This is a genomic window from Bradyrhizobium sp. LTSP885, assembly GCF_000938305.1.
Taxonomy (GTDB): Bacteria; Pseudomonadota; Alphaproteobacteria; order Rhizobiales; family Xanthobacteraceae; genus Bradyrhizobium.
Map to the genome: position 1 here is coordinate 169,380 of NZ_JYMT01000021.1, position 25,785 is coordinate 195,164.

25 protein-coding genes are annotated in these 25,785 nt (G+C 65.8%); 16 read left to right on the plus strand and 9 right to left on the minus strand.

What is annotated here, in order from left to right; genetic code table 11:
- Nucleotides 1-174 precede the first annotated feature (174 nt).
- From hisG to UP09_RS14710, 3 genes are all read right to left on the minus strand, one after another.
- Nucleotides 175-1,152: an ATP phosphoribosyltransferase gene (hisG, locus tag UP09_RS14700; RefSeq protein WP_044538903.1), complete on the minus strand. Its 978-nt coding sequence runs from the start codon at nucleotides 1,150-1,152 to the stop codon at nucleotides 175-177.
- Nucleotides 1,149-2,336 (minus strand): ATP phosphoribosyltransferase regulatory subunit, encoded by a 1,188-nt coding sequence (locus UP09_RS14705; RefSeq protein ID WP_044539180.1) that lies wholly within the window; start codon nucleotides 2,334-2,336, stop codon nucleotides 1,149-1,151. Before UP09_RS14705 ends, hisG begins: the two co-directional genes overlap by 4 nt.
- A gap of 290 nt (nucleotides 2,337-2,626) precedes the next feature.
- Nucleotides 2,627-3,379, minus strand: coding sequence for a 16S rRNA (uracil(1498)-N(3))-methyltransferase (locus tag UP09_RS14710; RefSeq protein ID WP_044538904.1), 753 nt, complete (start codon nucleotides 3,377-3,379; stop codon nucleotides 2,627-2,629).
- Nucleotides 3,380-3,585: 206 nt separating this feature from the next.
- On the opposite strand from UP09_RS14710, the gene UP09_RS14715 reads away from it, so the two are divergent.
- A complete protein-coding gene (locus UP09_RS14715; protein WP_044538905.1) occupies nucleotides 3,586-4,320 on the plus strand; it encodes a hypothetical protein in 735 nt (244 codons plus the stop codon).
- Between the two features lie 25 nt (nucleotides 4,321-4,345).
- Complete coding sequence (gene ubiA, locus UP09_RS14720; RefSeq protein WP_044538906.1) at nucleotides 4,346-5,278, plus strand: 4-hydroxybenzoate octaprenyltransferase; 933 nt, start codon at nucleotides 4,346-4,348, stop codon at nucleotides 5,276-5,278.
- Between the two features lie 261 nt (nucleotides 5,279-5,539).
- On the opposite strand, the gene UP09_RS14725 is transcribed toward ubiA, so the two are convergent.
- On the minus strand, nucleotides 5,540-6,064 hold the full coding sequence (locus UP09_RS14725; protein ID WP_044538907.1) for a DUF6101 family protein: 525 nt from the start codon (nucleotides 6,062-6,064) through the stop codon (nucleotides 5,540-5,542).
- 286 nt (nucleotides 6,065-6,350) lie between these two features.
- On the opposite strand from UP09_RS14725, the gene UP09_RS14730 reads away from it, so the two are divergent.
- The 6 genes from UP09_RS14730 to lpxK all read left to right on the plus strand — a co-directional run bounded on the left by UP09_RS14730 (nucleotide 6,351) and on the right by lpxK (nucleotide 11,927).
- The gene (locus tag UP09_RS14730; RefSeq protein ID WP_044539181.1) at nucleotides 6,351-7,745 is read left to right on the plus strand and encodes a TldD/PmbA family protein; all 1,395 of its coding nucleotides are present in this window, start codon (nucleotides 6,351-6,353) and stop codon (nucleotides 7,743-7,745) included.
- Nucleotides 7,732-8,541, plus strand: coding sequence for a 3'(2'),5'-bisphosphate nucleotidase CysQ (locus UP09_RS14735; protein ID WP_044538908.1), 810 nt, complete (start codon nucleotides 7,732-7,734; stop codon nucleotides 8,539-8,541). The genes UP09_RS14730 and UP09_RS14735 overlap by 14 nt, the downstream gene beginning before the upstream one ends.
- Before the next feature lie 115 nt (nucleotides 8,542-8,656).
- A complete protein-coding gene (locus tag UP09_RS14740; RefSeq protein WP_044538909.1) occupies nucleotides 8,657-8,905 on the plus strand; it encodes a DUF4170 domain-containing protein in 249 nt (82 codons plus the stop codon).
- Nucleotides 8,902-9,615 (plus strand): lysophospholipid acyltransferase family protein, encoded by a 714-nt coding sequence (locus tag UP09_RS14745; protein WP_044538910.1) that lies wholly within the window; start codon nucleotides 8,902-8,904, stop codon nucleotides 9,613-9,615. The genes UP09_RS14740 and UP09_RS14745 overlap by 4 nt, the downstream gene beginning before the upstream one ends.
- Nucleotides 9,578-10,912 (plus strand): 3-deoxy-D-manno-octulosonic acid transferase, encoded by a 1,335-nt coding sequence (locus UP09_RS14750; RefSeq protein ID WP_044538911.1) that lies wholly within the window; start codon nucleotides 9,578-9,580, stop codon nucleotides 10,910-10,912. Before UP09_RS14745 ends, UP09_RS14750 begins: the two co-directional genes overlap by 38 nt.
- A complete protein-coding gene (gene lpxK / locus UP09_RS14755; RefSeq protein WP_044538912.1) occupies nucleotides 10,905-11,927 on the plus strand; it encodes a tetraacyldisaccharide 4'-kinase in 1,023 nt (340 codons plus the stop codon). Before UP09_RS14750 ends, lpxK begins: the two co-directional genes overlap by 8 nt.
- Nucleotides 11,928-11,929: 2 nt before the next feature.
- On the opposite strand, the gene UP09_RS14760 is transcribed toward lpxK, so the two are convergent.
- A complete protein-coding gene (locus UP09_RS14760; RefSeq protein ID WP_044538913.1) occupies nucleotides 11,930-12,157 on the minus strand; it encodes a DUF2093 domain-containing protein in 228 nt (75 codons plus the stop codon).
- 200 nt (nucleotides 12,158-12,357) lie between these two features.
- Here UP09_RS14760 and UP09_RS14765 point away from each other — a divergent pair, with 200 nt between their 5' ends.
- Nucleotides 12,358-13,191, plus strand: coding sequence for a dienelactone hydrolase family protein (locus UP09_RS14765; RefSeq protein ID WP_044538914.1), 834 nt, complete (start codon nucleotides 12,358-12,360; stop codon nucleotides 13,189-13,191).
- On the opposite strand, the gene xseA is transcribed toward UP09_RS14765, so the two are convergent.
- Nucleotides 13,188-14,816, minus strand: coding sequence for an exodeoxyribonuclease VII large subunit (gene xseA / locus UP09_RS14770; protein ID WP_044538915.1), 1,629 nt, complete (start codon nucleotides 14,814-14,816; stop codon nucleotides 13,188-13,190). The genes UP09_RS14765 and xseA overlap by 4 nt on opposite strands.
- A 141-nt stretch (nucleotides 14,817-14,957) precedes the next feature.
- Here xseA and UP09_RS14775 point away from each other — a divergent pair, with 141 nt between their 5' ends.
- The 4 genes from UP09_RS14775 to purD all read left to right on the plus strand — a co-directional run bounded on the left by UP09_RS14775 (nucleotide 14,958) and on the right by purD (nucleotide 17,746).
- Nucleotides 14,958-15,500 carry a DUF2306 domain-containing protein gene (locus UP09_RS14775; protein ID WP_044538916.1) on the plus strand — a complete coding sequence of 181 codons (543 nt, stop codon included), beginning with the start codon at nucleotides 14,958-14,960 and terminating at the stop codon, nucleotides 15,498-15,500.
- A complete protein-coding gene (locus UP09_RS14780; protein ID WP_044538917.1) occupies nucleotides 15,497-16,048 on the plus strand; it encodes a hypothetical protein in 552 nt (183 codons plus the stop codon). The genes UP09_RS14775 and UP09_RS14780 overlap by 4 nt, the downstream gene beginning before the upstream one ends.
- A gap of 4 nt (nucleotides 16,049-16,052) precedes the next feature.
- Nucleotides 16,053-16,358 carry a winged helix-turn-helix domain-containing protein gene (locus UP09_RS14785; RefSeq protein ID WP_044538918.1) on the plus strand — a complete coding sequence of 102 codons (306 nt, stop codon included), beginning with the start codon at nucleotides 16,053-16,055 and terminating at the stop codon, nucleotides 16,356-16,358.
- Between the two features lie 107 nt (nucleotides 16,359-16,465).
- Nucleotides 16,466-17,746 carry a phosphoribosylamine--glycine ligase gene (gene purD / locus UP09_RS14790; protein ID WP_044538919.1) on the plus strand — a complete coding sequence of 427 codons (1,281 nt, stop codon included), beginning with the start codon at nucleotides 16,466-16,468 and terminating at the stop codon, nucleotides 17,744-17,746.
- A 105-nt stretch (nucleotides 17,747-17,851) separates the two neighbouring features.
- On the opposite strand, the gene UP09_RS14795 is transcribed toward purD, so the two are convergent.
- Nucleotides 17,852-19,084 carry an acyl-CoA dehydrogenase family protein gene (locus UP09_RS14795; protein ID WP_044538920.1) on the minus strand — a complete coding sequence of 411 codons (1,233 nt, stop codon included), beginning with the start codon at nucleotides 19,082-19,084 and terminating at the stop codon, nucleotides 17,852-17,854.
- A gap of 139 nt (nucleotides 19,085-19,223) precedes the next feature.
- Here UP09_RS14795 and UP09_RS14800 point away from each other — a divergent pair, with 139 nt between their 5' ends.
- Complete coding sequence (locus tag UP09_RS14800; protein WP_044538921.1) at nucleotides 19,224-20,129, plus strand: alpha/beta fold hydrolase; 906 nt, start codon at nucleotides 19,224-19,226, stop codon at nucleotides 20,127-20,129.
- A 199-nt stretch (nucleotides 20,130-20,328) separates the two neighbouring features.
- Here the strand turns inward: UP09_RS14800 and UP09_RS14805 are convergent, their stop codons facing one another.
- On the minus strand, nucleotides 20,329-20,787 hold the full coding sequence (locus UP09_RS14805; protein ID WP_044538922.1) for a nucleoside deaminase: 459 nt from the start codon (nucleotides 20,785-20,787) through the stop codon (nucleotides 20,329-20,331).
- Nucleotides 20,788-20,915: 128 nt separating this feature from the next.
- Between UP09_RS14805 and UP09_RS14810 the strand changes: the two genes are divergently transcribed.
- A complete protein-coding gene (locus UP09_RS14810) occupies nucleotides 20,916-23,099 on the plus strand; it encodes a pseudouridine synthase (RefSeq protein ID WP_044538923.1) in 2,184 nt (727 codons plus the stop codon).
- Nucleotides 23,100-23,105: 6 nt separating this feature from the next.
- A complete protein-coding gene (gene rsmD / locus UP09_RS14815; RefSeq protein ID WP_044538924.1) occupies nucleotides 23,106-23,669 on the plus strand; it encodes a 16S rRNA (guanine(966)-N(2))-methyltransferase RsmD in 564 nt (187 codons plus the stop codon).
- Nucleotides 23,670-23,808: 139 nt separating this feature from the next.
- Here rsmD and mutL read toward each other — a convergent pair whose 3' ends face one another.
- Nucleotides 23,809-25,626 (minus strand): DNA mismatch repair endonuclease MutL, encoded by a 1,818-nt coding sequence (gene mutL / locus UP09_RS14820; RefSeq protein ID WP_044538925.1) that lies wholly within the window; start codon nucleotides 25,624-25,626, stop codon nucleotides 23,809-23,811.
- Between the last annotated feature and the right edge of the window lie 159 nt (nucleotides 25,627-25,785).

Here is a 25,785-nt window from a genome sequence, read left to right on the forward strand (position 1 = left end):
CTCATCAGTACTCTAGAGCACTTTCGGTTCTGATTGAATCAGAACCAAAAGTGCTCGATTCTTGTTTTAACGCGTTTTCTTCACGCGAACCGGTGTCCACTTCGCTCGAAAACGCTTCGGGACAGAATATGGTACCGGGCGCCATCTGTCGCCAGGATGAACGACACTGACGACTCATTGTCGCAGGAACGTCTCGAGCCTGGCGAACAGCGGGTTCTCGCGGTCGAACACGTAGTCGAGCGACACCACCGACACCGTGTCGGCGCCGTGGTCGCGCAGGAAGCTGCCGAGCGCGTAGAGCTTGCCGGGTGGGCAGTGCAGCGTGAGCATGCCCGACGAGGTCGGCCCGCCGAACGGCGCGACCACGCCGAAGCGATTATGCGCCTCGGTCAGGAGTGCATCGTTGCAGCCGGCAAAGCGGGTGCGGACCTCGCGATGCTTGCTGGCGCGGGCGCGCGCGGCGATGTGGTCGAGGATGACGCGTGCGGTCTCGCGCGCGCCGTTCGACCAGTCGGCATCCTTCGATGCCACGAGATTGGCCTGGCTGCGCAGGATCACGCCGTCGTCGAGCACCTTCAGCCCGTTCGCCGCCAGTGTGGCGCCGGTCGTGGTGATGTCGACGATCAATTCGGCGGTGCCGGCCGCGGGCGCGCCTTCGGTCGCGCCGGTGCTCTCGACAATGCGGTAGTCGCCGACGCCGTGCTTGGCGAAGAAGCCGCGCGTCAGATTGATGTATTTGGTCGCGACCCGCATGCGGTGATTATGCTGCTCGCGGAAGCCGGAGGCGACGTCGTCGAGATCGGCCATGGTGCGGACGTCGATCCAGGCCTGCGGCACCGCGACCACGACATTGGCGCTGCCGAAGCCGAGGCTCTCGATCAGCAGCACGCGCTTGTCGGCATCCGCGATGCTCTCGCGCACCAGATCCTCGCCGGTGACGCCGAGATGCACGGCGCCGCGCGCCAGATTGGCCGCGATCTCGCTCGCCGAGAGATAGGCGATCTCGACATTGTCGAGCCCGGCGATGGTGCCGCGATAGTCTCGCGCGCCGCCCGGCTTTGCCAGCGTCAGCCCGGCGCGGGCAAAGAAGGCTTCGGCATTTTCCTGCAGCCGCCCCTTGGAGGGAACGGCGACGACGAAGGGCGCGCTCATGCCGCGCCTCCCTTGGTCGCGGGCTTGCCATGTTGCGTCAAGGCTTCGATCCAGACCGAGAAGCCGACCGCGGGGATCGGGGTTGCCGAGCCGAGCTGGGTCATCAATCCATCATAGCGGCCGCCCGCGACCAACGGCTCGGCGCCGTTGCCCTTGGCGTGCAGCTCGAACTCGAAGCCGGTGTAATAGTCGAGGCCACGGCCGAACGAGGTCGAGAACCGCGTCCGGTGGGTGTCGATGCCGCGCGCGGCCATGAAGCCGACGCGGCTTTCGAACTGGTCGATCGCGGCGCCGAGATTGAGCTTGGCGTCCCCGGCGAGCGCGCGCAGCTGCGCGATCGCATCGTCAGGGTCACCTGCGATCGCAAGGAAGCGCTTGATGATCTCGACCGCGTCACGCGGCAGCGCGCCGGCCTTAAGGGTGGATTGTTCGAGGAAGCGATCGGCGATCTCGGCAACCGAACGTCCGCCGACGTTGGTGGTGCCGGCGATCGACATCAGGTCGGTGACCAGCGCCAGCGCCGCCTTGCGGTCGGAGCCGGCGAGCGCGGCAAGCACGCCCTCATATTCGTTGCGGCCCGGCGCGGTTTTGAGCGTCAGCCGCTCGATGTCGTCGGTCAGCGAGACCTTGCGGTTGAAATCCTTGATCAGCCGCCGCCGCCACACCGGATAAAGCTCGAGCGCATCGATCAGCGCATTGAACAGCGCGACGTCGCCGGTGCGAATCTCGACATCGGTCACCCCGAACGCCGTGGTCGCCTCCAGCGCCAGCGCCAGCATCTCGGCATCGGCCGCGGCGCGATCCTGCCGGCCGAACGATTCGACGCCGGCCTGCAGGAACTCGCTCGCGGCGCCGCCGCGATAGCGGAACACCGGACCGAGATAGCTGAAGCCGGCCGGCTGGCCGGCCCTGATGGAGGCGAGGTAGTCGCGCGCCACGGGGATCGTGAGGTCCGGGCGCAAGCAGAGCTCCTCGCCGGTGGCGTCCGTCGTCAGGTACAGGCTCTTGCGGATGTCCTCGCCGGAGAGGTCGAGGAACGGCTCCGCCGGCTGCAGGATGCCGGGCTCGGCGCGGAGGTAACCGGCCTGTGCAAACGACAGCAGCAGCGCATCCGCCCAGGAGGCCGATCCGTTGGCTGACCCTCCGGCGGATTGAGGCGTGCGTGTTGCGGCAGCTTCGGTCATCTCAAGGTCCAAAACGGCCGGAAATTCGGGTTCCGGCACCAGTTCCAAGTTGAATTGGCGCAGCCAATACCACGGCCGAACCGGGGTTTCGACAGGGAACGGCCAAGTGGCTTAATGATTGTGTTCGTTAACGATTTTACGACGGCTTGGCTAGGGCAAGATGTCGCCCCGGACCCGTAGCCCGGATGGAGCGCAGCGCAATCCGGGTCGGTCGACGGCACGAAGTGTCCCGGATCTCGCGGAGCCTGTCATCGGGCGCGCGTTCACGCGACCCGTTGGCTGCATCCGGGCTACTGACTCTTCCGCCAATCCCCCAGCGCTGCCTGCACCAATGCCAGCGCCGCCACCGCGGCCGTGTCCGCCCGCAGGATCCGCGGTCCGAGCGCGAGCCGGAGGATGTTCGGCTGGCGCGTCAGCAGTGCGCGCTCCTCCTCGGCAAAGCCGCCTTCCGGGCCGATCAGGACATCGATCCCGGCATTGGCAGCCGTTGCCGCCCGCAAGGCCTGCACGGGATCGGCGACCTCGGCGGCCTCGTCGCAGAACACCAGCAGCCGCGCCGGGTCCCGGCTCGCCAGCAAGCGGTCGAGCGGCACAGGATCGGCCACCTCGGCGAGCGAGATGATGCCGCATTGCTCGGCCGCCTCGATCACATTTGCGCGCATCCGCTCGCCATTGACCCGCGACACCTGGGTAAACCGCGTCAGCACCGGCTGTAGCCGCGCGCACCCCATCTCGACCGCCTTCTGCACCATGTAATCAAGCCGGGCATGCTTCAGCGGCGCGAACAGATAGGCGATGTCGGGGAGCAGATCCTGCGCGCGGGTCTGCGCAGTGATTGCGAGCGTATCGGCCCGCTTGCGGCCGCCGATCTCCGCGCGCCACTCGCCGTCACGGCCGTTGAACACCAGCACGGTGTCGCCTGCGGCCAGCCGCAGCACGTTGCCGAGATAGTTGCTCTGGTTACGGTCCAGCTCGACCGTCTGGCCGGCGCCCAAGGGCGCGTCGACGAACAGCCGTGGCGCGCGAAAGTCGAATTCAGGCATATAATGATCCGTTTTGCCGTTGTTCGTAGCCTAAAGGCTTACAATCCGGGAACAATTTAATGTGGCGACGTGGCTCTACGCCGCGCTGTCGCCCAAATCCACGGGTTGTTAAGGCGTCTCAGGAATCGTAAAACGCCCCTCTCATTTCGTTGCTTCGTACGGAAGCCGCCGGGGTTGCCTGGACCTTTGCCGGAGAACCACCCTCGATGATCCGCCGCCTGCTTGTGCTGACCATTGCCGCGACCGCCCTGTCCGCAGGCCAGGCCGCCGCCCAGAGCGCATTTCCGGCCCCGTTGCCCGGTCAGGCCGGCACCGCCGCCGATCCTGCGTTTCCACCGGTCAAAGGCGCACCGGCCGCCAAGGCCTCGACCGCCGCTGCCGCCGACCCCGCGTTTCCGCCGGTCAACGGTGCACCTGCGTCCAGAGTCGGCACGACGCCCTCGGCGTTTCCGACCAACGGTGCCGCGCCCATCGCCGGCGGCGCCCTCTCGTCGCCGCCGCCTCCGCCAGGACCTGCGGCAGGTGGCCCCGACGAGGCCTGCATGAAAAACTTCGTTCCGCTGCGCGAGGAGACTGAAAAGCGCGGCAAGGCGATCAAGGCCGCCAGCGATCGGCATGCCGGTCCGGACGAGGCCTGCAAGCTGATCGGCAATTACAGCCAGGCCGAAGTCAAGATGATCAAGTATGTCGAGACCAACTCGAGCAAATGCGGGATCCCGCCGCAGATCGGCGACCAGCTCAAGGCCGGTCACAAGAATACGGAAGCTCTGCAGAAGAAGGTTTGCACCGTCGCGCAGCAGGCGGCGTCGCAGCCGCGCGGGCCGGCAGGTCCGTCGCTGAGCGACGTGCTGGGGTCGTCCGCCGCGTTGCCCGAGGCGACGGCGACGAAGAAGGGCGGCAGCACCTTCGATACGCTGAACGGCAACGTTCTCACCCGATGACCCGTTACCTGATGATCTGTCTGCTGTGAGCGACGTCTCCACCCGCGTTGCCGATTCCACAGGCAACTGGGTCGATACGCACGCGCCGGCATGGTCGCGGCCCTATCTGCGGCTCGCGCGGTTCGATCGCTCGATCGGATCGTGGCTGTTGCTGATGCCATGCTGGTGGTCGGCGGCACTCGCCGCCGGTGTCGCGCATGACGTCAGGTCGTTGCCGCTGGTCGTCCTGTTGTTCTTCATCGGTGCCTTCGTGATGCGCGGTGCCGGCTGCACCTGGAACGACATCACCGATCGCGATCTCGATGCCAAGGTCGAGCGCACCCGGTCGCGGCCGATCCCGGCCGGGCAGGTGACCGTGATGCAGGCGTTGGCCTTCATGGTCCTGCAGGCATTGCTCGGTCTCGTGGTGCTGCTGCAGTTCAACCGCTTTGCTGTCCTGACCGGCATCGCATCGCTGGTGATCGTCGCGATCTATCCGTTCATGAAGCGCATCACCTGGTGGCCGCAGGTCGTGCTCGGCCTCGCCTTTTCCTATGGCGCCCTGATGGGATTTGCGGTGACGCTCGAACGGATCGATGTAACCGCGCTTGCGCTCTATGCCGGATCGATCGCCTGGGTGATCGGCTATGACACCATCTATGCCCATCAGGACACCGAGGACGATGCGCTGATCGGCGTCAAATCCACCGCGCGTCTGTTCGGTGCCCGCACCCATCGCGCGCTCGTGGTGTTCTACGGCCTTGCGGTGCTGCTGATCGGCGTGGCGTTCGCGCTCGCCGGCGTGCGCTGGCCGGCCTGGACCGGCCTCGCGGCGTTCGCCGTTCAACTGGCCTGGCAGATCAGGCGGCTCGACATCAGCGATCCCGCGCTCTGCGGGCGCATCTTCTGGTCCAATCGCGTGGCAGGGTTGATCTTGTTTGCAGGCCTTGTGGTCGACGCGCTGCTGCGCGCCGCGTGAAGATCGTGCGTCAGGTGAGCACGCAGCTCAGGCTCCTTGTTGTACCGGGCTCGTGGGTGCGATCGGCACCCGGCTCACGAACCGTGCAACAAATTCTATGTCGTCCCTGCGAAAGCAGGGACCCATAGCCACGAATGCGGATTGGTTTGCAGCGCTGGGGCCACAGCTCACTTCAACAACACAACCCTGTGGTTATGGGTCCCTGCTTTCGCAGGGACGACGGCGGTTGTTGGGTCGCAATGCGCGACGAACCGGCGCAGCTCAATCCCGCGCGATGATCTCGCGCTCGCCCTGATGCACGCTTGCCTCATTGAGGCGAAAGCCGGCGCGGCGGCGGACCAGGAATTTCGGGCGGCGGGCACGGATGGCGTTGCGGCGGCGGCGGCGCGGGGCCGGTTCGCGTGGCGCTTGCTCGGTCAGTTGCGGAAGACGGAAGATGTCGCTCCACATCTGCCAGGCCTGCGCGAGCTCCTCGGCGTCGGAGCTGGTGCCGAGTGGAATGGCGAGCGAGGGATCGCGGTGAACCAGCACCAGCATCTGCGCATCGTCGATGCCGCGCACTGCGATGCCGAGGAAATCGCTGACGCGAACATTGACGGCCATCCGCATGCCCTTGATGGCACGGCGCAGCACGACGCGTTCGCGATGAAGCTCGATCTGCCGCGTCCCGCCATCCGCGCGCAAATCCTGCGCATGGAAGCTGAGCGGAAGGGAAAGAGGGTCGAGCCGCAATGCGCAGCTCGACCCGGCGGAATTGATTCCGCTTGTTGGTGTTTGACGCCTCACCGATTTATCTCCCCGCCGGGATTATGTTCCCGGTCGATGCGTGAGACCTTAGCCGAGCGATTTCCGTTTCGGCTTAAAAAGCCTGGTTAACCCGATCTCACCGGAGCTGTGTCTGCAGGCATGATTGACAAGACGTTGGCCCGCATGATTGACGAAGCCTTGACGTGATGCCGAGAATGTTTGCCAATTGCCCGAGTAAAGCGCTTGAAATCCTTGTGAATCCGGCACATCTGGTGGGTCTGTCGGCCTCATTCCGCTCCCCCGTCCAATCCGCAGGAATTTGTTCGTGAACCCTTCACCATCTGCATCGTCGTCGCGACACGGCGATCCCTCCGATCTGTTCGACCAATCCGCCTTAAGCGAGCTCGCGCAGCGCCTGGTCGAAGCCGCCAGGCGCGCCGGTGCCGATGCGGCTGACGCGGTCGCGGTGCGCGGTGTCTCGCAGGGCGTCGAGGTGCGCGACGGCCGCGTCGAGGAGACCGAGCGGTCGGAAGGCGACGATGTCGGATTGCGCGTGTTCGTCGGCCAGCGCCAGGCGGTGGTCTCGACCAATGACGTCAGCGGCGACGGGGTCGCCAAGCTCGCCGAGCGGGCGGTCGCGATGGCGCGCGTGGCGCCCGACGACAAATATGTCGGCCTCGCTGATCCGGCGCTCCATGCGCGTGATTTTCCCGATCTCGATCTGCTCGACCGTAAGGTTCCCACCACAGCCGAACTGGAGCAGCGCGCCATGGAGGCGGAGGCCGCAGCGCTCGCGGTCAAGGGCGTCAGCAAATCCGGCGGTGCATCGGCCTCGACCGGGGTAGGCGGCATGGTGCTGGTGACATCGACGGGCTTCCACGGCTCTTATTTGCGGTCTAGCCACGGCATCTCGACGAGCGCGATCTCCGGTGAGGGGACCGGCATGGAGCGCGACTATGATTTCACCAGCGCGCCGCATGCCTCCGATCTCGATTCACCCTCGTCCGTCGGCCGCAGTGCCGGCGAGCGCGCGGTGGCGCGGTCCAATCCGCGCAAGGTCGAGACCTGCAAGGTGCCTGTGGTGTTCGATCCGCGGGCTGCGGGATCGATCGTCGGCCATCTGGTCGGCGCCATCAACGGCGCCTCGATCGCGCGCAAGACCTCTTTCCTGAAGGACCGGCTCGGCGAGCAGCTGTTCTCGAAGGATATCCGCATCATCGACGATCCGTTGCGCCGGCGCGGCCTGCGTTCGCAGACCTTCGACGCCGAGGGCGTCAAGGTGAAGAAGATTGCGCTGATCGACGAGGGCGTGCTGACGACGTGGGTTCTGGACTCCGCGACGGCACGCGAGCTCGGCCTGGTCACGACCGGGCATGCCCATCGCGGCGTGTCCTCTTCGCCGTCGCCGGGAACCTATAATCTGCATCTCGAGCCCGGCACGGCGACGCCGAAGGAATTGATCTCCGACATCAAGCAGGGATTCTATGTCACCGATCTGATCGGATCCGGGGTCAACGGTGTGACCGGCGACTACAGCCGCGGCGCGTCGGGGTTCTGGATCGAGAACGGCGAGATCACCTATCCGGTCAGCGAGGTGACGATCGCGGGCCATTTGCTGCCGATGTTCAAGTCGCTGGTCGCAGCCAATGACCTGGAATTCCGCTACGGCGTCAACGCGCCGACGTTGCGCATCGAGGGACTGACGCTTGGCGGACGCTGATACGGACGACTGGACTAAGGCGCGCGACGCCGCTTTGCTGACCAGGTCGGTGCAGGAGGCGGGCCGCCTCGCGCTATCGCTGTTCCGCACCGAGCTGAAGAACTGGATCAAGGGCGCGTCGTCGCCTGTCTCCGAAGCCGATATCGCGGTCAACGATTTGCTCGAGGCGCGGCTGCGCTCCGCAACGCCGGATTACGGCTGGTTGTCGGAGGAGAGCGCGGATGACGAGGCGCGGCTTCGCAAGCGGCTGACCTGGATCGTCGATCCGATCGATGGCACCCGCGCCTATCTCGCGGGCCGTGAGGACTGGTGCGTTAGTGTGGCGCTGGTTGAAAATGCAGTGCCGGTGCTCGCGGCGGTTTATGCGCCCGCGACCGAAGAGTTCTTCTTCGCCGCGCGCGGGCAGGGCGCCACCCGCAACGACCTCGCCGTGCACGCCACCGCAGGGACCGGTTTCGATTTCCCGCGCATGGCGGGGCCGAAGCCGCTGGTGCAGCGGCTAAGCGACACATCGGACGAGATCACGCTGTTCCCGCGGATCGGATCGCTGGCGCTGCGGCTGTGCCGGGTCGCGCAAGGCAGCCTTGACGCCGCCTTTGCCGGCGGGCAAAGCCGCGACTGGGACCTTGCCGCCGCGAATTTGATCGTGCAGGAAGCGGATGGTAAGATGACTGCGCTCTCGGGGGATGCGATTGAGTACAATCGCCGGGAGGTGACGCATGGGGTGCTGGTGGCAGCGGGACGCGATCGTCATGCACGCATTGTCGAGCATTTTCGCAACCGTCCATTGCCATGAGGCCACCCCGATCCGCGCCGCGCATCCGACTGCTGCGACCAGAACTCTTGCGACCAGAACTGCGAACACCGTGACCCAATTTGCTTGCCGGGCATCTCGTTAGGAAAGATCCATCATGTCAGACAATGCCCAGCCGCAATTGCTCCACCTCGTGATCGGCGGCGAGTTGACCGATCTGGAACACAACACCTTCAAGAATCTCGACGAGGTCGAGATCGTCGGTGTGTATCCGAATTATGCGACCGCCTATGCGGCCTGGAAGGCGAAGGCGCAGCAGACCGTCGATAACGCCCAGATGCGCTATTTCGTCGTCCACCTCCACCGGTTGCTCGACCCCGAGCAGGATGCAAAGCACTCCCATTGAAACGCCTGTTTCGCGATTTGCTGCGCAGCCGCGTCGTGCAGCGCGCGCTGGGTGTGCTTGCGGCCGAGTATTTGCGGCTGGTCTGGCTCACCAACCGATTTGTCTACGACCCGCCGGATGTCTACGCGCAGGTCGAGCCGATGATGCCGGCGATCTTCGTGTTCTGGCACGGCCAGCACTTCATGACGCCGTTCATCAGGATCAAGGAGAGCTATCGCGCGAAGGTGCTGATCTCCCGCCACCGCGACGGTGAGTTCAACGCCATCGCGGCCGAGCGGCTCGGCATCGGCACTATCCGCGGTTCCGGCGACCATTCCGGCGCGTTCCATCGCAAGGGCGGCGTCGGCGCCTTCATGGAGATGGGCCGGGCGCTGGAAGATGGCTGGAACGTCGCGACCACGGCCGACGTGCCGAAGCGAGCGCGGGTGGCTGGTCTTGGGGCCATCATGCTGGCGCGGGAGACCGGCCGGCCGATCCTGGCGCTTGCGATGGTCACCAGCCGGTTCGTCCGGTTGAAAAACTGGGACTCCACGACCATCAATTTGCCATTCGGACGCGGCGCAGTGGTAGGTATTGAGCCGGTTCACGTGCCAGCCGATGCCGATGCCGAAACCATGGAAAAGCTTCGGCAGCACGTTGAGTTCCTTCTGAACGAGGCGACCCGGCGTGCCTATGCAGCCGTCGGGCGACCGGAGGCAGCGCTTGACTAGCTCGCTCCCGATGACGTTGCGCGTCTACCGCAAGCTGTCGTTCGCGATGGTGCCGCTGGCGCCTGCCTTGATCAAGCGACGGCTTAAGCTCGGCAAGGAAGATCCCGAACGGGTCGGCGAGCGGCGCGGCATGAGCGACGATGTCCGGCCGCATGGTCCGCTGGTCTGGATTCACGGCGCGAGCGTCGGCGAGGTGCTGGCGGCCGCAGCGCTGATCGAACGCTTGCGCGCGCTTAATTTGCGCATTCTCGTCACCTCCGGCACGGTGACTTCGGCGGCGATCGTTGCCAAACGTTTCCCGCCCGACGTCATCCATCAATACGTGCCGTACGACTCGCCGCGCTATGTCGCGCGGTTCCTCGATCACTGGCAGCCATCGCTGGCGCTGTTCATCGAGTCCGATTTGTGGCCGAACCTGATCCTGTCGAGTGCCGCGCGGCGGCTGCCGATGGTGCTGATCAATGGGAGGATGTCGCAGCGCTCGTTCCCGCGCTGGCGCCGGGTCTCCAACACGATCTCCGCGCTGCTCGGACGCTTCGAGCTGTGCCTCGCGCAGTCGAATACCGATGGCGAGCGCTTTGCCACGCTCGGCGGCCGCAACGTTATCACCACGGGCAATCTCAAGCTTGACGTCGCGGCGCCGCCCGCGGATCCAGCCAAGCTGGGGCGGCTGATGTCGGTGACGCGCGGCCGCCCGATCGTGGTTGCGGCGTCCACCCATCCGGGCGAGGAAGAGATCCTGATCGAGACGCACAAGACGCTCTCGGGGTTCTTCCCAGGATTGCTGACCGTGATCGTGCCGCGCCATGCCGATCGCGGCGAAGCGGTCGCGCGGCTGGTGACGGACGCCGGGTTGCGCCCCGGCCTGCGCTCGCACGAGGACCTGCCGGTCGCGACCACAGACATCTATGTCGCCGACACCATGGGTGAGCTCGGCCTGTTTTACCGGCTGGCCCCGATCGTGTTCATGGGCGGCTCGCTGGTCGAGCATGGCGGACAAAATCCGATCGAGGCGGTGAAGCTCGGCGCCGCGATCGTGCATGGTCCGCATGTCTTCAATTTCACCGACGTCTATGACGCGCTCGATCGGGCCGCCGGCGCCAGGCGCGCCGATGGCCAGGAAGCGCTGGTCAAGCAGCTCGGCCAGTTCCTCGCCGATCCTGCGGCGCGTGCGGCATCGCTGGCGGCGTCGGAACGTGTCGTCGAGCAGCTCGGCGGTGCGCTGGAGCGCACGCTTGCGGCACTGGAGCCCTATCTGTTGCAGTTGCGGCTCGAGATGGGAGCCGCCAATGCGTGAGCCGGCCTTCTGGCACCGGCCGTCGTCTTGGACATCGCAACTGTTGAGACCACTTGCCGCACTTTACGGCGCGGTCGCCGCGCAGCGCCTGCAGCGCGTCGGCGTCGATGCCGGAATTCCCGTGCTTTGCGTCGGCAATTATCACGTCGGCGGCGCCGGCAAGACGCCGACGGTGCTGGCGCTGACAAAGCTGTTGCGCGAGCTTGAGGAACGGCCGGTCGTGCTCAGCCGCGGCTATGGCGGCAGACTGCATGGGCCGGTCAAGGTCGATCCCGACAGACACACCGCATCAGATGTCGGCGACGAGCCCCTGATGATGGCGGCGACGCTGCCGGTCGTGATTTCGCGCGACCGCGCCGAGGGCGTCGCGCTGGCGCGATCGCAAGGCGCAAGCGTGATCCTGATGGATGACGGCTTCCAGAATCCAGCTGTCATCAAGGATGCCTCGCTGATCGTGATCGACGGCACGGGCGGCCTCGGCAATGGCCGGGTGATTCCGGCGGGGCCGTTGCGCGCGCCGTTGCGGCCGCAGCTCGAGCGCACTGACGCGCTGATCGTCGTCGGCGAGGGGCCGGCCGCTCAGAAGGTCGCGGCCCAGATCGCGGCCCGCGGCAAGCCCGTGCTGTCGGCGCATCTGAAGCCCGACGAGACCTCGCTCGCCGCGCTGAACGGCAAGCGCGTACTTGCGTTTGCCGGCATCGGCGATCCCACGCGCTTCTTCAACACGCTGCGGGCCAGCGGCCTCGAGGTCGTGCGCGGCAAGGCCTTCGCCGATCATCATGCCTTTACGAAAGGTGAGATCGAAGATCTCGTCGCGGAGGCTGCGCGTGACGGGTTGACGCTGGTGACCACGGAAAAGGATCTTGCACGATTGCGTGGCGCGGACGGCGTGCCGGCCTGGGCACAGGCGATCGTGCCGTTCGCGGTGACATTGCAGTTCGAAGACACCGCCGCACTGCGGCGTTTCGTGACCGATCAGCTGTTCAAGGCGAGGGACGGGAGATGGCGCAGCTGAGTTTAACCTTGCGGCTTGAGCGCGCCGGGAAAATGGCGCTGCAGCACCGCGGTTGGAACGGCGTAAGCCTCCTGCAGGTCGACGCTCCAGTATTTCAGTTCGTCGAGCGGAATCCGCGCATCCGTGATCGCACAGCGCACATAGGTGCCGGGCGAGATCACGCGGAAATCGCCGTCGAGATATTGCACCTGCGCTTCGCCATGGCCCGAGGGACCGAACTTGTTCAGCACGATTGAGCTCCGATTGTCCTCTTACGACACTTGCCTCGCGCGAGGCTTACTGGATGTTCATGAAACCGTCTATCACAGATAGGATGTCGTGTCCGCCCGTTAAACCACCGACTTGTGATGATTTGGCGGCGGAAGCACATGATAGCGTTGCAGAAATGGTTCGCGGTGGATCCAGCACCATAGCGAGACGGCCGGACCGGATGCGCCTCAAGTCAGCGTTGATTTTTCTGACGATGCTCGCCGCGCCGCTTGCGGCCGCAGCACCTCTGCCGGCCCCGCAACAGGTCGAGATCTCCGACGGCAATGTCACCCTGCACGCGCAGCTGTTCCGGCCTGACGGCGATGGACCGTTTCCGGTTGTTATCGCATTGCATGGCTGCGGCGGCCTCGCCAGCCGCTCCGAGCCGGTGCTGCCGCGTTATCGCGACTGGGCCGAGCAGCTGCTGACCACGGGTCACGCGGTGCTGCTGCCGGACAGCTACGGCTCGCGCGAGCTGGGTCCGCAATGCCGCACGAAGGAGCATCAGGTCCAGATCCGGCGCGAGCGGGTAGCCGACATCAATGCCGCGCGGCAGTGGCTGGTGCAGCAGAAATGGGTGGCGCACGATCGCATCAGCCTGGTCGGCTGGGGCAACGGCGCCGCCGCCCTGCTGTGGGCGGTGCGGCCGCAAATGTGGTCGCGTAATAACGAGCCGGATTTCCGCTCGGCGATCGCGTTCTATCCGGATTGCCGCTCGTCCTCCGGTCTCGGCTGGAGTGCGCGGGTGCCGACGCTGGTCCTGATCGGCGGTCGCGACGATGTCGCGTCACCCTCGGCCTGTCACCAGATGGTCGACGGCGCCCGTGGCCGCAGCGCGCTGGCCAGGATCGTGGTTTATCCCGACGCCTATCACGGCTTCGATCGCGCCAATCTGCCGCTCCATGTGATCGCAGCCTCGTCCGATGTTGCGATCGATGAGCGCGGTCACGTCGGCACCGACACCGACGCGCGCAAGGATGCGCAAAAGCGCGTTTCCGAATGGCTGGCGCGCTAAAAGAGACTGCCCTGATCGATCGGCTTTCCGATGCGCTTGGGTGCGACCGCAGTCTTCGCCTCACGTGGCGGCTGCGACCTGGGCTCGCTCGCGGGCGTCGCCGTAGGCGGCGGCCGATCGGCGTCGGCGGTAGCTGCCACGCGGCCGTCGGCGAATTCGATCGAGAGGCTGGCGCCGGGGCCAATGGCGACAGCCGCGTGGACCGCATGGCCGCGCTCGTCGCGCACCAGTGCAAAGCCGCGCGCCAGCACGCCGCGATAGGACAGCGCCGACAGCAGCTGTCCGCTATGCGTGACGCGGGCCTCGAGCCGCTGCATCGCGGTCGTCAGTGCCCGGCGTGCGCGTTCGGCGAGGCGGTGGGTGCGCTCCAGATCGCGCGCGATCGCGTTGCGCTGGGCCTTGGCATTGGCGAGTTTCGAGGCCTTCAGCCGGATCTCGAGCCCGGCAAAGCGTTCGCGCCGGCGGTGTAGCAGCGCGCGCGCCGACAGATTGATGCGTTCGCCGGAGACGGTCAGCCGTTGCCGCGCATGCGCGACCTGGCCGCGCAGCACGCCAATGGTCAGCCGCGCGCTGCTGGCGGCGAAGCGGCGGAAATGCGCGTGCGTGTTGGCCTTCAGCCCGCGCGGCAGCGCCGCACCGAGATGGTCGAGCCGTTGCCGCGGGATCGCGAGCAACTCGCTCGCCGCAGGCAGCGCACGTGCCGCGGCGCGCAGTTCGTTGCGGCGCGCCTCCTGGCTGCGCTGCCAGCATACCATGGTGCGGCGGGCTAGCCCCGCGACCTCGACCATCAGCTCGCTGCGCACCGGCACGGCCATTTCGGCGGCGGCCGTCGGCGTCGGCGCACGCTTGTCGGCGACGAAGTCGATCAGCGTGATATCGGTCTCGTGGCCGACCGCCGAGATCAGCGGGATATGGCTCTCGGCGGCGGCGCGAACCACGATCTCCTCGTTGAACGACCAGAGGTCCTCCAGCGAGCCGCCGCCTCGCGCGACGATCAGCAAATCTGGCCGCGGAATCCGGCCGCCCTCGGGGAGCGCGTTGAAACCGCGGATCGCGGCTGCGACCTGTTCGGCCGAGCCTTCGCCCTGAACCTTGACTGGCCACACCAGCACGTGGCGGGGGAAGCGGTCCTCGAGCCGGTGCAGGATGTCGCGGATCACGGCGCCAGTCGGCGAGGTGACGACCCCGATCACCTCCGGCAGCCACGGCAAAAGCTGCTTGCGGGCCTCGTCGAACAGGCCCTCGGCGGCGAGCTTCTTCTTGCGCTCCTCCATCAGCGCCATCAGCGCGCCGACGCCGGCCGGTTCCAGCGAGTCGATGACGATCTGGTATTTCGAGGAGTTCGGATAGGTCGTTAGCTTGCCGGTCGCGATGACCTCGAGCCCTTCCTGCGGCTTGAAGCGCATCCGGGCGTGGGCGAACTTCCAGACCACAGCCTCGATCTTGGCGTTCTCGTCCTTCAGCGCGAAGTAGCAGTGCCCGGACGAATGCGGGCCGCGGAAGCCGGAGATCTCGCCGCGGACGCGGACATGGCCAAAGCGGTCCTCCACCGTCCGCTTCAGGGCCGAGGAGAGTTCCGAGACGGTGAATTCGGGCGCGTTGACGAGATTTGGCGCTGCAGTCATTTCCAGGCGATTCGGCTGATGTGTGCTTCAGCGCAACGTAGGGGCTTTTGCGCCGCATCGCCATGCGAGGCCTTGTTTGTCCATATACTCTATGATACAGAGTTCTCTATAAACGGAGCGAAGTGATTGGAGGGCATATCCATGACGCCGCATCTGACGCTGGCAGGTCTCGTCCATTCCGCGGCTGGCGCAATTCACACCATCCTGGCGGTGCTGTGTATCGGCGTCGGGCTGATCCAGTTCCTGCGCCCGAAGCGAGGCGCCGGCCATCGGGCGCGCGGCTATCTCTTCGTCTACGCCATGCTGGTCGCCGACGGGACGGCGATGCTGGTCTATCAATTCAGCGGCAGCTTCAACCTGTTCCACGTCGGCGCGATCGTGAACTTCGTCTGCATCGTGGCGGCAATCGTTCCGCTGCTGCGCAGTCCGCGGCCCGCGAATTGGAGAAGAAAACACTACTACTTCATCGCCTGGTCGTATGTGTCGCTGATGTCGGCGGCATCGACCGAAATCGTGGTGCGCCTTGTGCCGCTGACGACGCGCGGACAGATCGGGCTCGCGGCACTCGTCCTGTCGATCGTGACGATGGCGATCGCTTATGTCCTGATCGGAAAATATCGTCCGCCACCGGAAGCGCAGTCCGCTTCCACGAGGCTGGTCGAGCAGAGCGGAGTGCCGTCATGATCGACAGCCAGCAGGCCAGCGCGGCGCTCGACGACATCAACGACGTCGTCCAGCGCGTTCGCCAATCGCGGATTTACGAGATTGCCAGCCTCATCATCACGCTGTGGGGCGTGCTGGTCTTCATCGGCTATATCGCCAATTACCTCTGGCCGCAGCAGGGCTATACGATCTGGACGATCGTCGATCTCGGCGGCCTCGTGATATCGAGCTCAGTCGGCTTCTTCGTCAACCGCCGCTCCGGGGCCGGCAATTTTCCAATCCGCTCCACGATCTCCTTCGTGATCATCGGCGTGTTCGGTCTTTATTGCACAATTCTCCTCGGCCATTTCGGCCCGCGCCAGATGATCGTGTTCTGGACCCTCTATGGCATGATGTTCTATGCGATTGCCGGTCTTTGGTTCGGCTACGCGTTCATCGTGATCGCGGCGTGCACAACGGCGTTGACGCTGATCGGCTACTACTGCATCGGGCCAGCATTCTTGTTGTGGATGGCGGTCGCCCACGGCGGCGGGCTCGTCGCCGGCGGTCTCTGGATGCGCCGGATCTAGCGCGATGGCCGACCTCGACGAGATCATCCACCAGCCGCTGCGGCTGCGCATCATGGCAGCACTCAACGCCCTGCCGGCCACGACCGGGCTCGAATTCGCGCGGCTGAAGAAGCTGACCGGCGCGACCGACGGCAATCTCGGCGCTCATATCGAGACGCTGGCCAAGGCCGGCTACGTCTCGGTTGAGAAAGCCTTTGTCGGCAAGAAGCCGCAAACCACCGTGACGGCCACCGCCGCCGGCCGCGGCGCGTTCGCCCGCCATGTCGCGACGCTGCAGGAGATCATCATCGCGGGCAAGCCACAGGCGTAAGCAAATCGCCCTAGGAATGCCGGGGAATGGGGCGGAACGGCCCTTGCGGCCCAGCGGGGATTCGTGCGAACCGACACGGGTCCCACAGCCTTTCGAGCCTGCATCCGATGAATATCCTCCTGCTCGGTTCCGGCGGCCGCGAACACGCTCTCGCGTGGAAGATCGCGGCGTCTCCGCTGCTGACGAAACTGTGGTGCGCGCCGGGCAACGCCGGGATCGCGCGCGAGGCCGAATGCGTCGCGCTCGATGTCGCCGACCATCCGGCGGTGATCGAATTCTGCAAGCGCAACGCCGTCGATCTGGTCGTGGTCGGGCCTGAGACGCCGCTGGCGGCCGGCATCGTCGACGATCTCACGGCCGTCGGTATCAAGGCATTCGGGCCGCGCAAGCAGGCCGCCCAGCTCGAGGGCTCCAAGGGATTTACAAAAGACCTCTGCAACGAATTCAACATTCCGACCGGCGCCTATCGCCGGTTCGACAATGCCGACGGCGCGCTGGCCTATGTCCGTGCGCAGGGCGCGCCGATCGTGGTCAAGGCCGACGGGCTTGCCGCCGGCAAGGGCGTCGTGGTGGCGATGACGCTGGCTGAAGCCGAGGCCGCGATCGCCATGATGTTCGACGGCGCGTTCGGCTCGGCCGGCGCCGAGGTGGTGATCGAGGAGTTCTTGTCGGGCCGCGAGATCTCCTTCTTCGCGCTCTGCGACGGCGACACCGCGATCCCACTCGCGACCGCCCAGGACCACAAGCGCGTGTTCGATCACGACGAGGGGCCGAACACCGGCGGCATGGGCGCCTATTCGCCGACGCCGTTCGTGACGCCAGAAATCCACGACCAGATCATGGCGCGGATCATCCTGCCGACGGTCGCCGGGATGAAGAGCCGCGGCACGCCGTTCGCGGGCGTACTTTATGCCGGCGTGATGCTGACGGAGCAGGGCCCAAAACTGTTCGAGTACAACGTCCGCTTCGGCGATCCCGAATGCCAGGTGCTGATGCTGCGGATGATGTCGGATATCGTGCCGGCATTCCTCGCTGCCTGCGACGGACAACTGAAGCATTTCGATCTGCGCTGGTATCCGGAGCCAGCGCTGACGGTGGTGATGGCGGCGAAGGGCTATCCCGGCGATTACGCCAAGGGCACGCGGATCGATGGGTTGGATGACGCTGCCAAAGTCGAGGGCGTCGAGATCTTCCATGCCGGCACGGTGGCCAAGGACGGCGCGATCCTTGCCAACGGCGGACGCGTGTTGAATGTCTCCGCGATGGGGAAGACGGTCACTGAAGCGAAAGAACGCGCCTATCAGGCGGTCGACCGAATCAAATGGCCCGACGGCTTCTGCCGCCGCGACATTGCGTGGCAGGCGGTGGAAGCGGAGCGGAACGGCTAGCCCGGTGCCGTAGGGTGGGCAAAGCGCAGCGTGCCCACCACTGCTTGCACTGCTCGTGAAGGTGGGCACGGCGCAAACGCGCCTTTGCCCACCCTACGCAGTCGGTCAGAGCAAATCCCCGCCCGCCGCGCTCGCCGTCGTCCCGTGCTCGCGGAACGCCTTGATGACGTTCTTGCCGATCTTCCACTTGTGCACCTCGTCGGGACCGTCGACCAGCCGCTGCGAGCGCACCTGGGTGTACCACTTCGCGAGCGGCGTATCCTGGCTGAAGCCGAGCGCACCGTGGAGCTGGATCGCGGTGTCGATCACCTTGTGCACCATGTGGGCGTGGAAGATCTTGGCGATCGAGTTTTCCTGCCTGATGTCGAGGCCCTTCTCCGCCTTGTAGGCGATGTGCAGCAGCATCAGCCGGCCGATATAGAGTTCGCTCGCGCAATCGGCGAGCATGAACTGGACGCCCTGGCGGTCGGCCAGCAACTGGCCGAAGGTCGAGCGTTTGGTGATGTGGGCGACGGCCATGTCGAGCGCGCGCTGCGCCTTGGCGACGTTGTGCATGCCATGGCGCAGCCGGCCGTAGGCGAGGCGGTGCTGGCCCATGTTGAAGCCGTTGCCCTCGCCGCCGAGCAGATTGTCCGCTGATACCTTCAGGTCCTTGATTTCGATCTCGGAATGGCCGCCATGGATGACGTCGTCATGTGGGCCCTCGATCGCCATATTCGCGATGTTGCGCTTGATGCGATATCCGGGATTCGGCAGCTCGACGATAAAGGTCGAGTATTGCTTGTGGCGCGGCGCATTCGGATCGGTCTTGGCCATCACCAGCGCCATGTCGGCGACGCTCGCAGACGAGGAGAACCACTTTTCGCCGTTGAGGACGTAATTCTCGTTGCCGTCCTTTACGGCGGTGGTCTGCATGCCGGTGGCGTCGGCGCCGGCGGCCTTCTCGGTCATCGAGAAGCAGATGCGCTTCTCGCCATTGAGAAGCGGCTTGAGGAACTTCTCCTTTTGGTACTCCGTGCCATGCGCCAGGATGGTCATCATCGAGGCGTCGTCGGGCCCCTGCGTGTTCATCGAGAGCGCGCCGAGCATGCTTTCGCCGAGCTCCATCTGCACCAGCGCGTTGGCCAACGGGCCGAGCCCCATGCCGCCGTATTCCTTGGGCACGAACGGGCACCACAGGCCCTGCGCGCGGGCCTTCTTCCGCAGCGGGCCCAGCACCTCGGTGAGCGGCTTGGTGTCGAGTTCCTTTTCGGCGGGGATGCACTCGTCGTGCACGAATTTGCGGACCTTCTCGCGGATCGCCTTGGCTTCGGCCGGAATCTCGAAATCGATCGACATGGCACTTCCTCGTTTCGGTTTGTTGTTGGCGCGGCTTGGGAATGGCATAAACCTGCGATCTGCCAGCGGCAACGACAAACAAAGTTTGAAGCAAGACCTGTTCGAAACAAGAGCTGCCGCTGAAGCCAAGGAGCGACCGATGCCTGATCTCGCAGATCTTTTTCCCGGCTACGCCTCCGAATGGATCAATACCTCGCAGGGCCGCATCTTCGCCCGCGTCGGCGGCAAAGGGCCGCCGCTGTTGCTGCTGCACGGATTTTCCTCGACCCATGTGATGTGGCATCAGGTGGCGCCTGATCTCGACGACAGATTTACGCTGATCATCCCCGACCTGCCCGGCTATGGCTGGTCCGACATGCCCGATAGCGACGAGAACCACACGCCCTACACCAAGCGGGCGTGGGCAAAGACCATGATCGAGGCCATGGAGCAGCTCGGCCATGTGCATTTCGCGCTCGCCGGCCACGATCGCGGCGGTCGCGTGTCGTATCGGCTCGCGCTCGATCATCCCGGCCGGCTGTCGAAGCTCGCGGTGCTCGATATCGCGCCGACCTATGATTACTGGCAGAAGCTGAACCGGCTGTCCGCGCTGAAGATCTACCATTGGGCGTTCCTGGCGCAGCCTTATCCGCTGCCGGAAACGCTGATTTCGGGGCAGGGGGAATTCTTCCTGAAGGAGAAGATGGCGAGCCAGACCAAGAGCAAGACGCTCGCTGCCATCGATCCGCGCGCGCTGCAGCATTATCTCGCGCCGTTCCGCGATCCCGCGCGCATCCACGCGATGTGCGAGGACTACCGCGCCGGCGCCTATGCTGATTATGAAATCGACAAGGCCGATGTCGATGCCGGCAACAAGATCACGATCCCGATGCTGGCCTTGTGGGGCGATGCCGGCGTTGCGAGTGCGGCGACCACGCCGCTCGATACCTGGAAGAAATGGGCGACCAATGTGAGCGGCGCGCCGGTGGATTCCGGACATTTCCTCACCGAGGAGAATCCGGACGTGACGGCCAAGCTGCTGCGGGAGTTTTTCCTGGCGGGGTGACGTCGCTCGTGTACCAACACTCGATGTCGTCCCGGCCTAGTGCGCAATTGCGCACGGGAGCCGGGACCCATAACCACCGAAGGTCATTGTTGCGCGACGCCGGGGCCACAGCCCTCTTTAACAACTCAACCCTGTGGTTATGGGTCCCGGCTTTCGCCGGGACGACGAGGGGAGAGATTCGCTGCATCCCAGCGAAGAGCTACCTTCGCACCCTGAAAAAATCCTTCAGCAGCGTTGCGGCCTCGCGTTCGCCGACCGCGCCGTAGACCTCGGGCACGTGGTGGCACGTCGGCTGCGCGAAGAACCGCACGCCTGATTCAACCGCGCCGCCCTTGGGGTCGGCGGCGCCGTAATAGAGCCGGCGGATGCGGGCCAGCGAGATTGCACCGGCGCACATCGTGCAGGGCTCGAGGGTGACGTAGAGGTCGCAATCGACCAGCCGCTCGGTGCCGATGGTTTCAGCGGCCTGCCGGAGCGCCAGAATCTCGGCATGGGCGGTGGGGTCGCGGTCGGTCAGCGTGCGGTTGCTGGCGGTGGCGATCACCTCATAACCCCGCACAATCACGCATCCGATCGGAACCTCGCCCGATTTTCCGGCATTTTTGGCCGTTTTCAGCGCCAAATCCATAAAAGAGGGGGCTGTCATGCCTCGTATCATCGGAAGAAACCTGCTACTAGCTCGCCTTCAGCAAAAGTGGATGCCGGTTTTGCGTCAAACGCGCCGCCAACAGGGCGCGTACGGCCGGTCACCCTTGCACCTCAATTGAACGTCCAGCGAGATTATTCATGCCCCGCGACAGCGATAAAAACAACGATTCCGGCGGCCGGCGTGATCGTCCTGGCGGTGGAAAAGGCCGCCCCGGCGGCAGCAAAGGCCGCTCTGGCGCCGTCCGCGGCCCGGACAAGAAGTTCGCCAAGCGCGGCTTTGGGGGCAAGGATTCGGCCAGCAAGGGTGATGGCGAGAAGCGCGCGTCCGGCGGTGATCGTCCGCCGCGCCGCGAGTTCGGCGACAAGCCGAAGTTCAATCGTGAGGATCGCCCGCGCGGCGATCGGCCATTCAGCGCTCGTCCTCCGCGCGATGGCGATGGCGAGAAGCGCCCGTTCAAGCCGCGTGGCGATAGGCCCTTCAGCGCGCGTCCGGCCCGCGACGGCGATGGCGAGAAGCGTTCGTTCAGACCGCGCGAAGATCGCGGCGGCGAAAAGCGCCCCTACACCCCGCGTGGCGACCGCCCGAATTTTAACCGCGACGACCGCCCACCGCGCCGTGATCGTGATGATGCTCGCCCGGCGGGACGGTCCTCTGATCGGAAGTTCGGCGACAAGAAGCCTTACGCGCCGCGTGATCGTGACGGCGAGAAGCGGCCCTATACGCCGCGCGGCGAAGGTTTTCGCAAGGACGGCGACCGGCCGCGGGGTGATCGCCCTTACAGTCCGCGCCCGCCGCGCGATGGCGACCGGCCGGAACGGAAATTCGGCGGGGAGCGGAAATTCTCGTCGCGCGGTGCGCCAGATCGTGGTCCGCGCAAGGATTTCGGCGACAGGGCGGACCGTGGTCCGCGTAAAGATTTCGGCGATCGGCCGCAGCGCGGCGAATCCAAGCCGTGGCAGAAGCGCGATGACCGGGGCGACCGCGATTCTCGCCCGCCGCGCGATGGCGCGCGGAGTTTCGACGGGCCGCGCTCCGATAAGCCGCGTGAGGATCGCGAACAGGGCGATCGTCCGAAATTCAGCCGTCCGCGCTGGGATCGCTCCGGGGATCGCAAAGAGGAAGGCGGCGACCGTCGTGAGCGGCCCGAAGGCCGCACGGGCTGGCAGGAACATCCGCGCAGCGAAGGCGGCTTCGGCGATCGCCCGCGCCGCGAGAACGAGGACGACAGCAAGGTCTTCGCGAAGCGCCCGGCCTTTGGCGGCCGCGGCGCCTATCGCGAACGGCCCGACTTCGATCGGCGCGAGCGTCCCGAACCGAAGCCGAAGAAGGCAGGCGAGCGCATCGCAAAAGTGCTGGCACGCGCCGGTCTCGCCTCGCGCCGTGATGCCGAGGAGATGGTCACGCAGGGCCGCGTCACCGTCAACGGCCGCGTGATCAACTCGCCGGCGCTCGATGTCACCGAGAACGATGTCGTGGCCGTCAACGGCAAGCAATTGCCGCCGCGCGAGCGAACGCGGTTGTTCATGTATCACAAGCCGCGCGGGCTGATGACGACGCACGCCGACCCGGAAGGGCGGCCGACCGTGTTCGACAATCTGCCGGAAGGCCTGCCGCGGCTGATCTCGATCGGCCGGCTCGATTTCAACACCGAGGGCCTGTTGCTGCTCACCAATGACGGCGGACTGGCGCGTACGCTTGAGCATCCCGACACCGGCTGGCTGCGCCGCTACCGCGTCCGCGCGCATGGCGAGGTGACGCAGGAACAGCTCGACCAGTTGAAGAACGGCATCGAGGTCGACGGCGTCAAATACGGCGCGATCGATGCGACGCTGGAGCGCGACCAGGGCGCCAATGTCTGGGTGGTGTTCGCGATCCGCGAGGGCAAGAACCGCGAGGTGCGCAACGTGATGGCGCATCTCGGCCTCGAGGTGAACCGGCTGATTCGGATCTCCTACGGCCCGTTCCAGCTCGGCGAGCTCGAGGAGGGCAAGGTCGAGGAGGTCAAGACGCGCGTGCTGCGCGAGCAGCTCGGCGAGAAGATCGCAAAGCTTGCCGGCGCGGATTTCAACCGGCCGGAGCAGCGCAAGGCCGAGGTCGGGGCCGACGAGGCCAGCGATGCGCCTGATGGCAAGAAGCCGTTCAAGCCCGCGGGAAAAAGCGCGCTGATCAATGACCGCAAGGGCCGTCGCGTGCTGGTGCAGCGCACCGGCAGCGACGAGGCGCGCGCGCGCAACGAGGACGAAGCCAACGGCTACGGCCCGCCGCGCCGCCCCAAGCGCGGCTATCACGGCAAGCGCGATCTCACGCCGAAGGACGAGTAATACGTCGTGCGCGTCGTCGGGGGTCGACTGAAAGGCCGCAATCTCGCGTCGCCCTCGGGCCGCGAGATCAGGCCAACCGCGGACCGCCTGCGCGAGTCCGTGTTCAACATCCTGATCCATGCCTATGACAACCCGATCGAGAACGCGCGTGTGCTCGATCTGTTCGCCGGCACCGGCGCGCTGGGAATCGAAGCCGTCTCGCGCGGCGCAAAATTCACGCTGTTCGTCGACAACGGCGCGGAGGCGCGTGCGCTGTTGCGCAACAACGTGGAGTCATTGGGCCTCGGCGGCGTGACAAAAGTCTATCGCCGCGATGCCACCGATCTCGGCCCCGCGCACCCGATGGAGCCGTTCTCGCTGGCGTTCCTCGATCCGCCCTACGGCAAGGGTCTCGCCGACAAGGCGCTCGCCTCGCTGCGCAACGGCGGCTGGTTGACGCCGGGGGCGCTGGTCGTCGTCGAGGAGACAAAGGCCGCGGCGATCGCAGCGCCGGAGGGATTCGAAGAGCTTGAGCGGCGCGCGTATGACGATACGGAGTTTGTGTTTTTGCGCGCTGTGGCCGCAGCCTAATCTGTCGTCCCTGCGAAAGCAGGGACCCATAACCACAAATGCGCATTGCCGACGCGCGCTGGAGCCACAGCCTTCACAAAACAAAAGCCGGTGGTTATGGGTCCCGGGTCGCGCTTCGCTTGCCCGGGACGACGAGGCCTTACCTCCGCCCGAACAGCTTCTCGATATCGCTCAGCTTCAATTCGACATAGGTCGGGCGACCGTGGTTGCATTGGCCGGAGTTCGGCGTGTCTTCCATTTCGCGGAGCAGCGCGTTCATCTCTTCCGGCTTGAGGCGGCGGCCGGCGCGGACCGAGCCGTGGCAGGCCATGGTGGCGGCGACATGCATCAGGCGGCGTTCGAGCGGCAGCGCCTCATCCCATTCCGCCATGTGCTCGGCGAGATCGCGCAGAAGCCCCGCAGCATTCGCCTTGCCGAGCAGCGAGGGCGTTTCGCGCACCGCGACTGCGCCGGGGCCGAACGATTCGATCGCCAGGCCAAATGACGCCAGCTCCTCGGCGCGATCGAGCAGCTTCTCGACGGTCGCCTCATCGAGCTCGACGATCTCGGGGATCAGCAGGATCTGCCGCTGCACGCCGTTCTTCGCCAGCGAGGCCTTCAGTCTCTCGTAGACGATGCGCTCATGGGCCGCGTGCTGGTCCACGACGATCAGGCCGTCGCGGGTCTGCGAGACGATATAGGTCTCGTGGATCTGGGTGCGCGCGGCGCCGAGCGGGCGGTCGAGCATATCGGGGGCAGGCGCGGCCTCGAAACGCACATCGGCGGTCGGCGTGCCGACATCGAAGGCAGCCTGCCCGGGTTCGGCGAACGCGGTCGCCGCCGCGCCCTCGAACGCGCGCATCGGGTTGACCGGAAAGGACGGCGAACTGCGCCAGTCCCAATTGCCCGGGCGCGGCGGCGCAAAGCCGGTGCGGAACGCCTGCAACGTCGCGCCGTCGGCGGCGTTGGCCGCGGTGCGCTTGCCCTCGCGCGCCAGGCCGTCCTTCAATGCGTGCACGATCAGCGCGCGGACCAGTCCGGCATTGCGGAACCGGACCTCGGTCTTGGCCGGATGCACATTGGCGTCGACCTCTTGCGGGTCGCAGGTCACGAACAGCGCCACCACAGGATGACGATCACGCGGCAGGTAGTCGGAATAGGCGGCACGCACCGCGCCCAGGATCAGTTTGTCGCGGACCGGGCGACCGTTGACGAACAGATACTGCCCGAGCGCATTGGCGCGGGTCAGCGACGGCGCGGCGGCAAACCCCTCGACCGAGACGCCCTCGCGTTCGGAATGGACCTCGATGGCGCAACCGCGAAAATCGGCGCCGAGGATATCGCCAAGCCGCGTCAGCCGGCCGGCCGCGCCGGGCAGGGCGGCGGCCCAGGTCACCGGCGCGCGCTCCTCGCCGGCCAGCGTAAAGGCGATGTCGGGACGCGCCATGGCAAGGCGCCGCACCACCTCGCGGATCGCCTCCGCTTCGGTGCGGTCGGTCTTCAGAAACTTGAGCCGCGCCGGCGTGGCGTAGAACAGGTCATTGACCTCGACGCGGGTACCGTGGCCGAGCGCCGCCGGCATCACGTCCGATTTCGCGCCGCCTTCGACTGACAGCGACCAGGCATGCGGCTCGCCGGCATGGCGCGTGGTGATGCCGAGCTTCGCGACCGCGCCGATCGACGGCAGCGCCTCGCCGCGGAACCCGAGCGTCCGGATGCGTAAGAGGTCCTCGTCGTCGAGCTTGGAGGTGGCATGGCGGTCGACCGCGAGCGCGAGATCGCCGCGCGTCATGCCGCTGCCGTCATCGGTGATGCCGATCCGGCGCCGGCCGCCGCCATCGGTGAAAACATCGATCCTGACAGCACCGGCGTCGATCGCATTCTCCACGAGTTCCTTGACCACGCTCGCGGGACGCTCGACCACCTCGCCGGCGGCGATGCGGTTGACGATCTGTTCGGGGAGCTGGCGGACGGGCATGACGCTACGTTTTGAGGAGATTCGAGGCTTGGGCCATTCTAGAGCGCCGCGCGGGCAAATGCATCGGGTGGCCCGGGAATGTCACCCGTTAGCTGGGGATGGAGCCGGCACATCGCCTTGAAGATGCTCATCTTCGGCATCGGACCCCGCTAGTTCCTA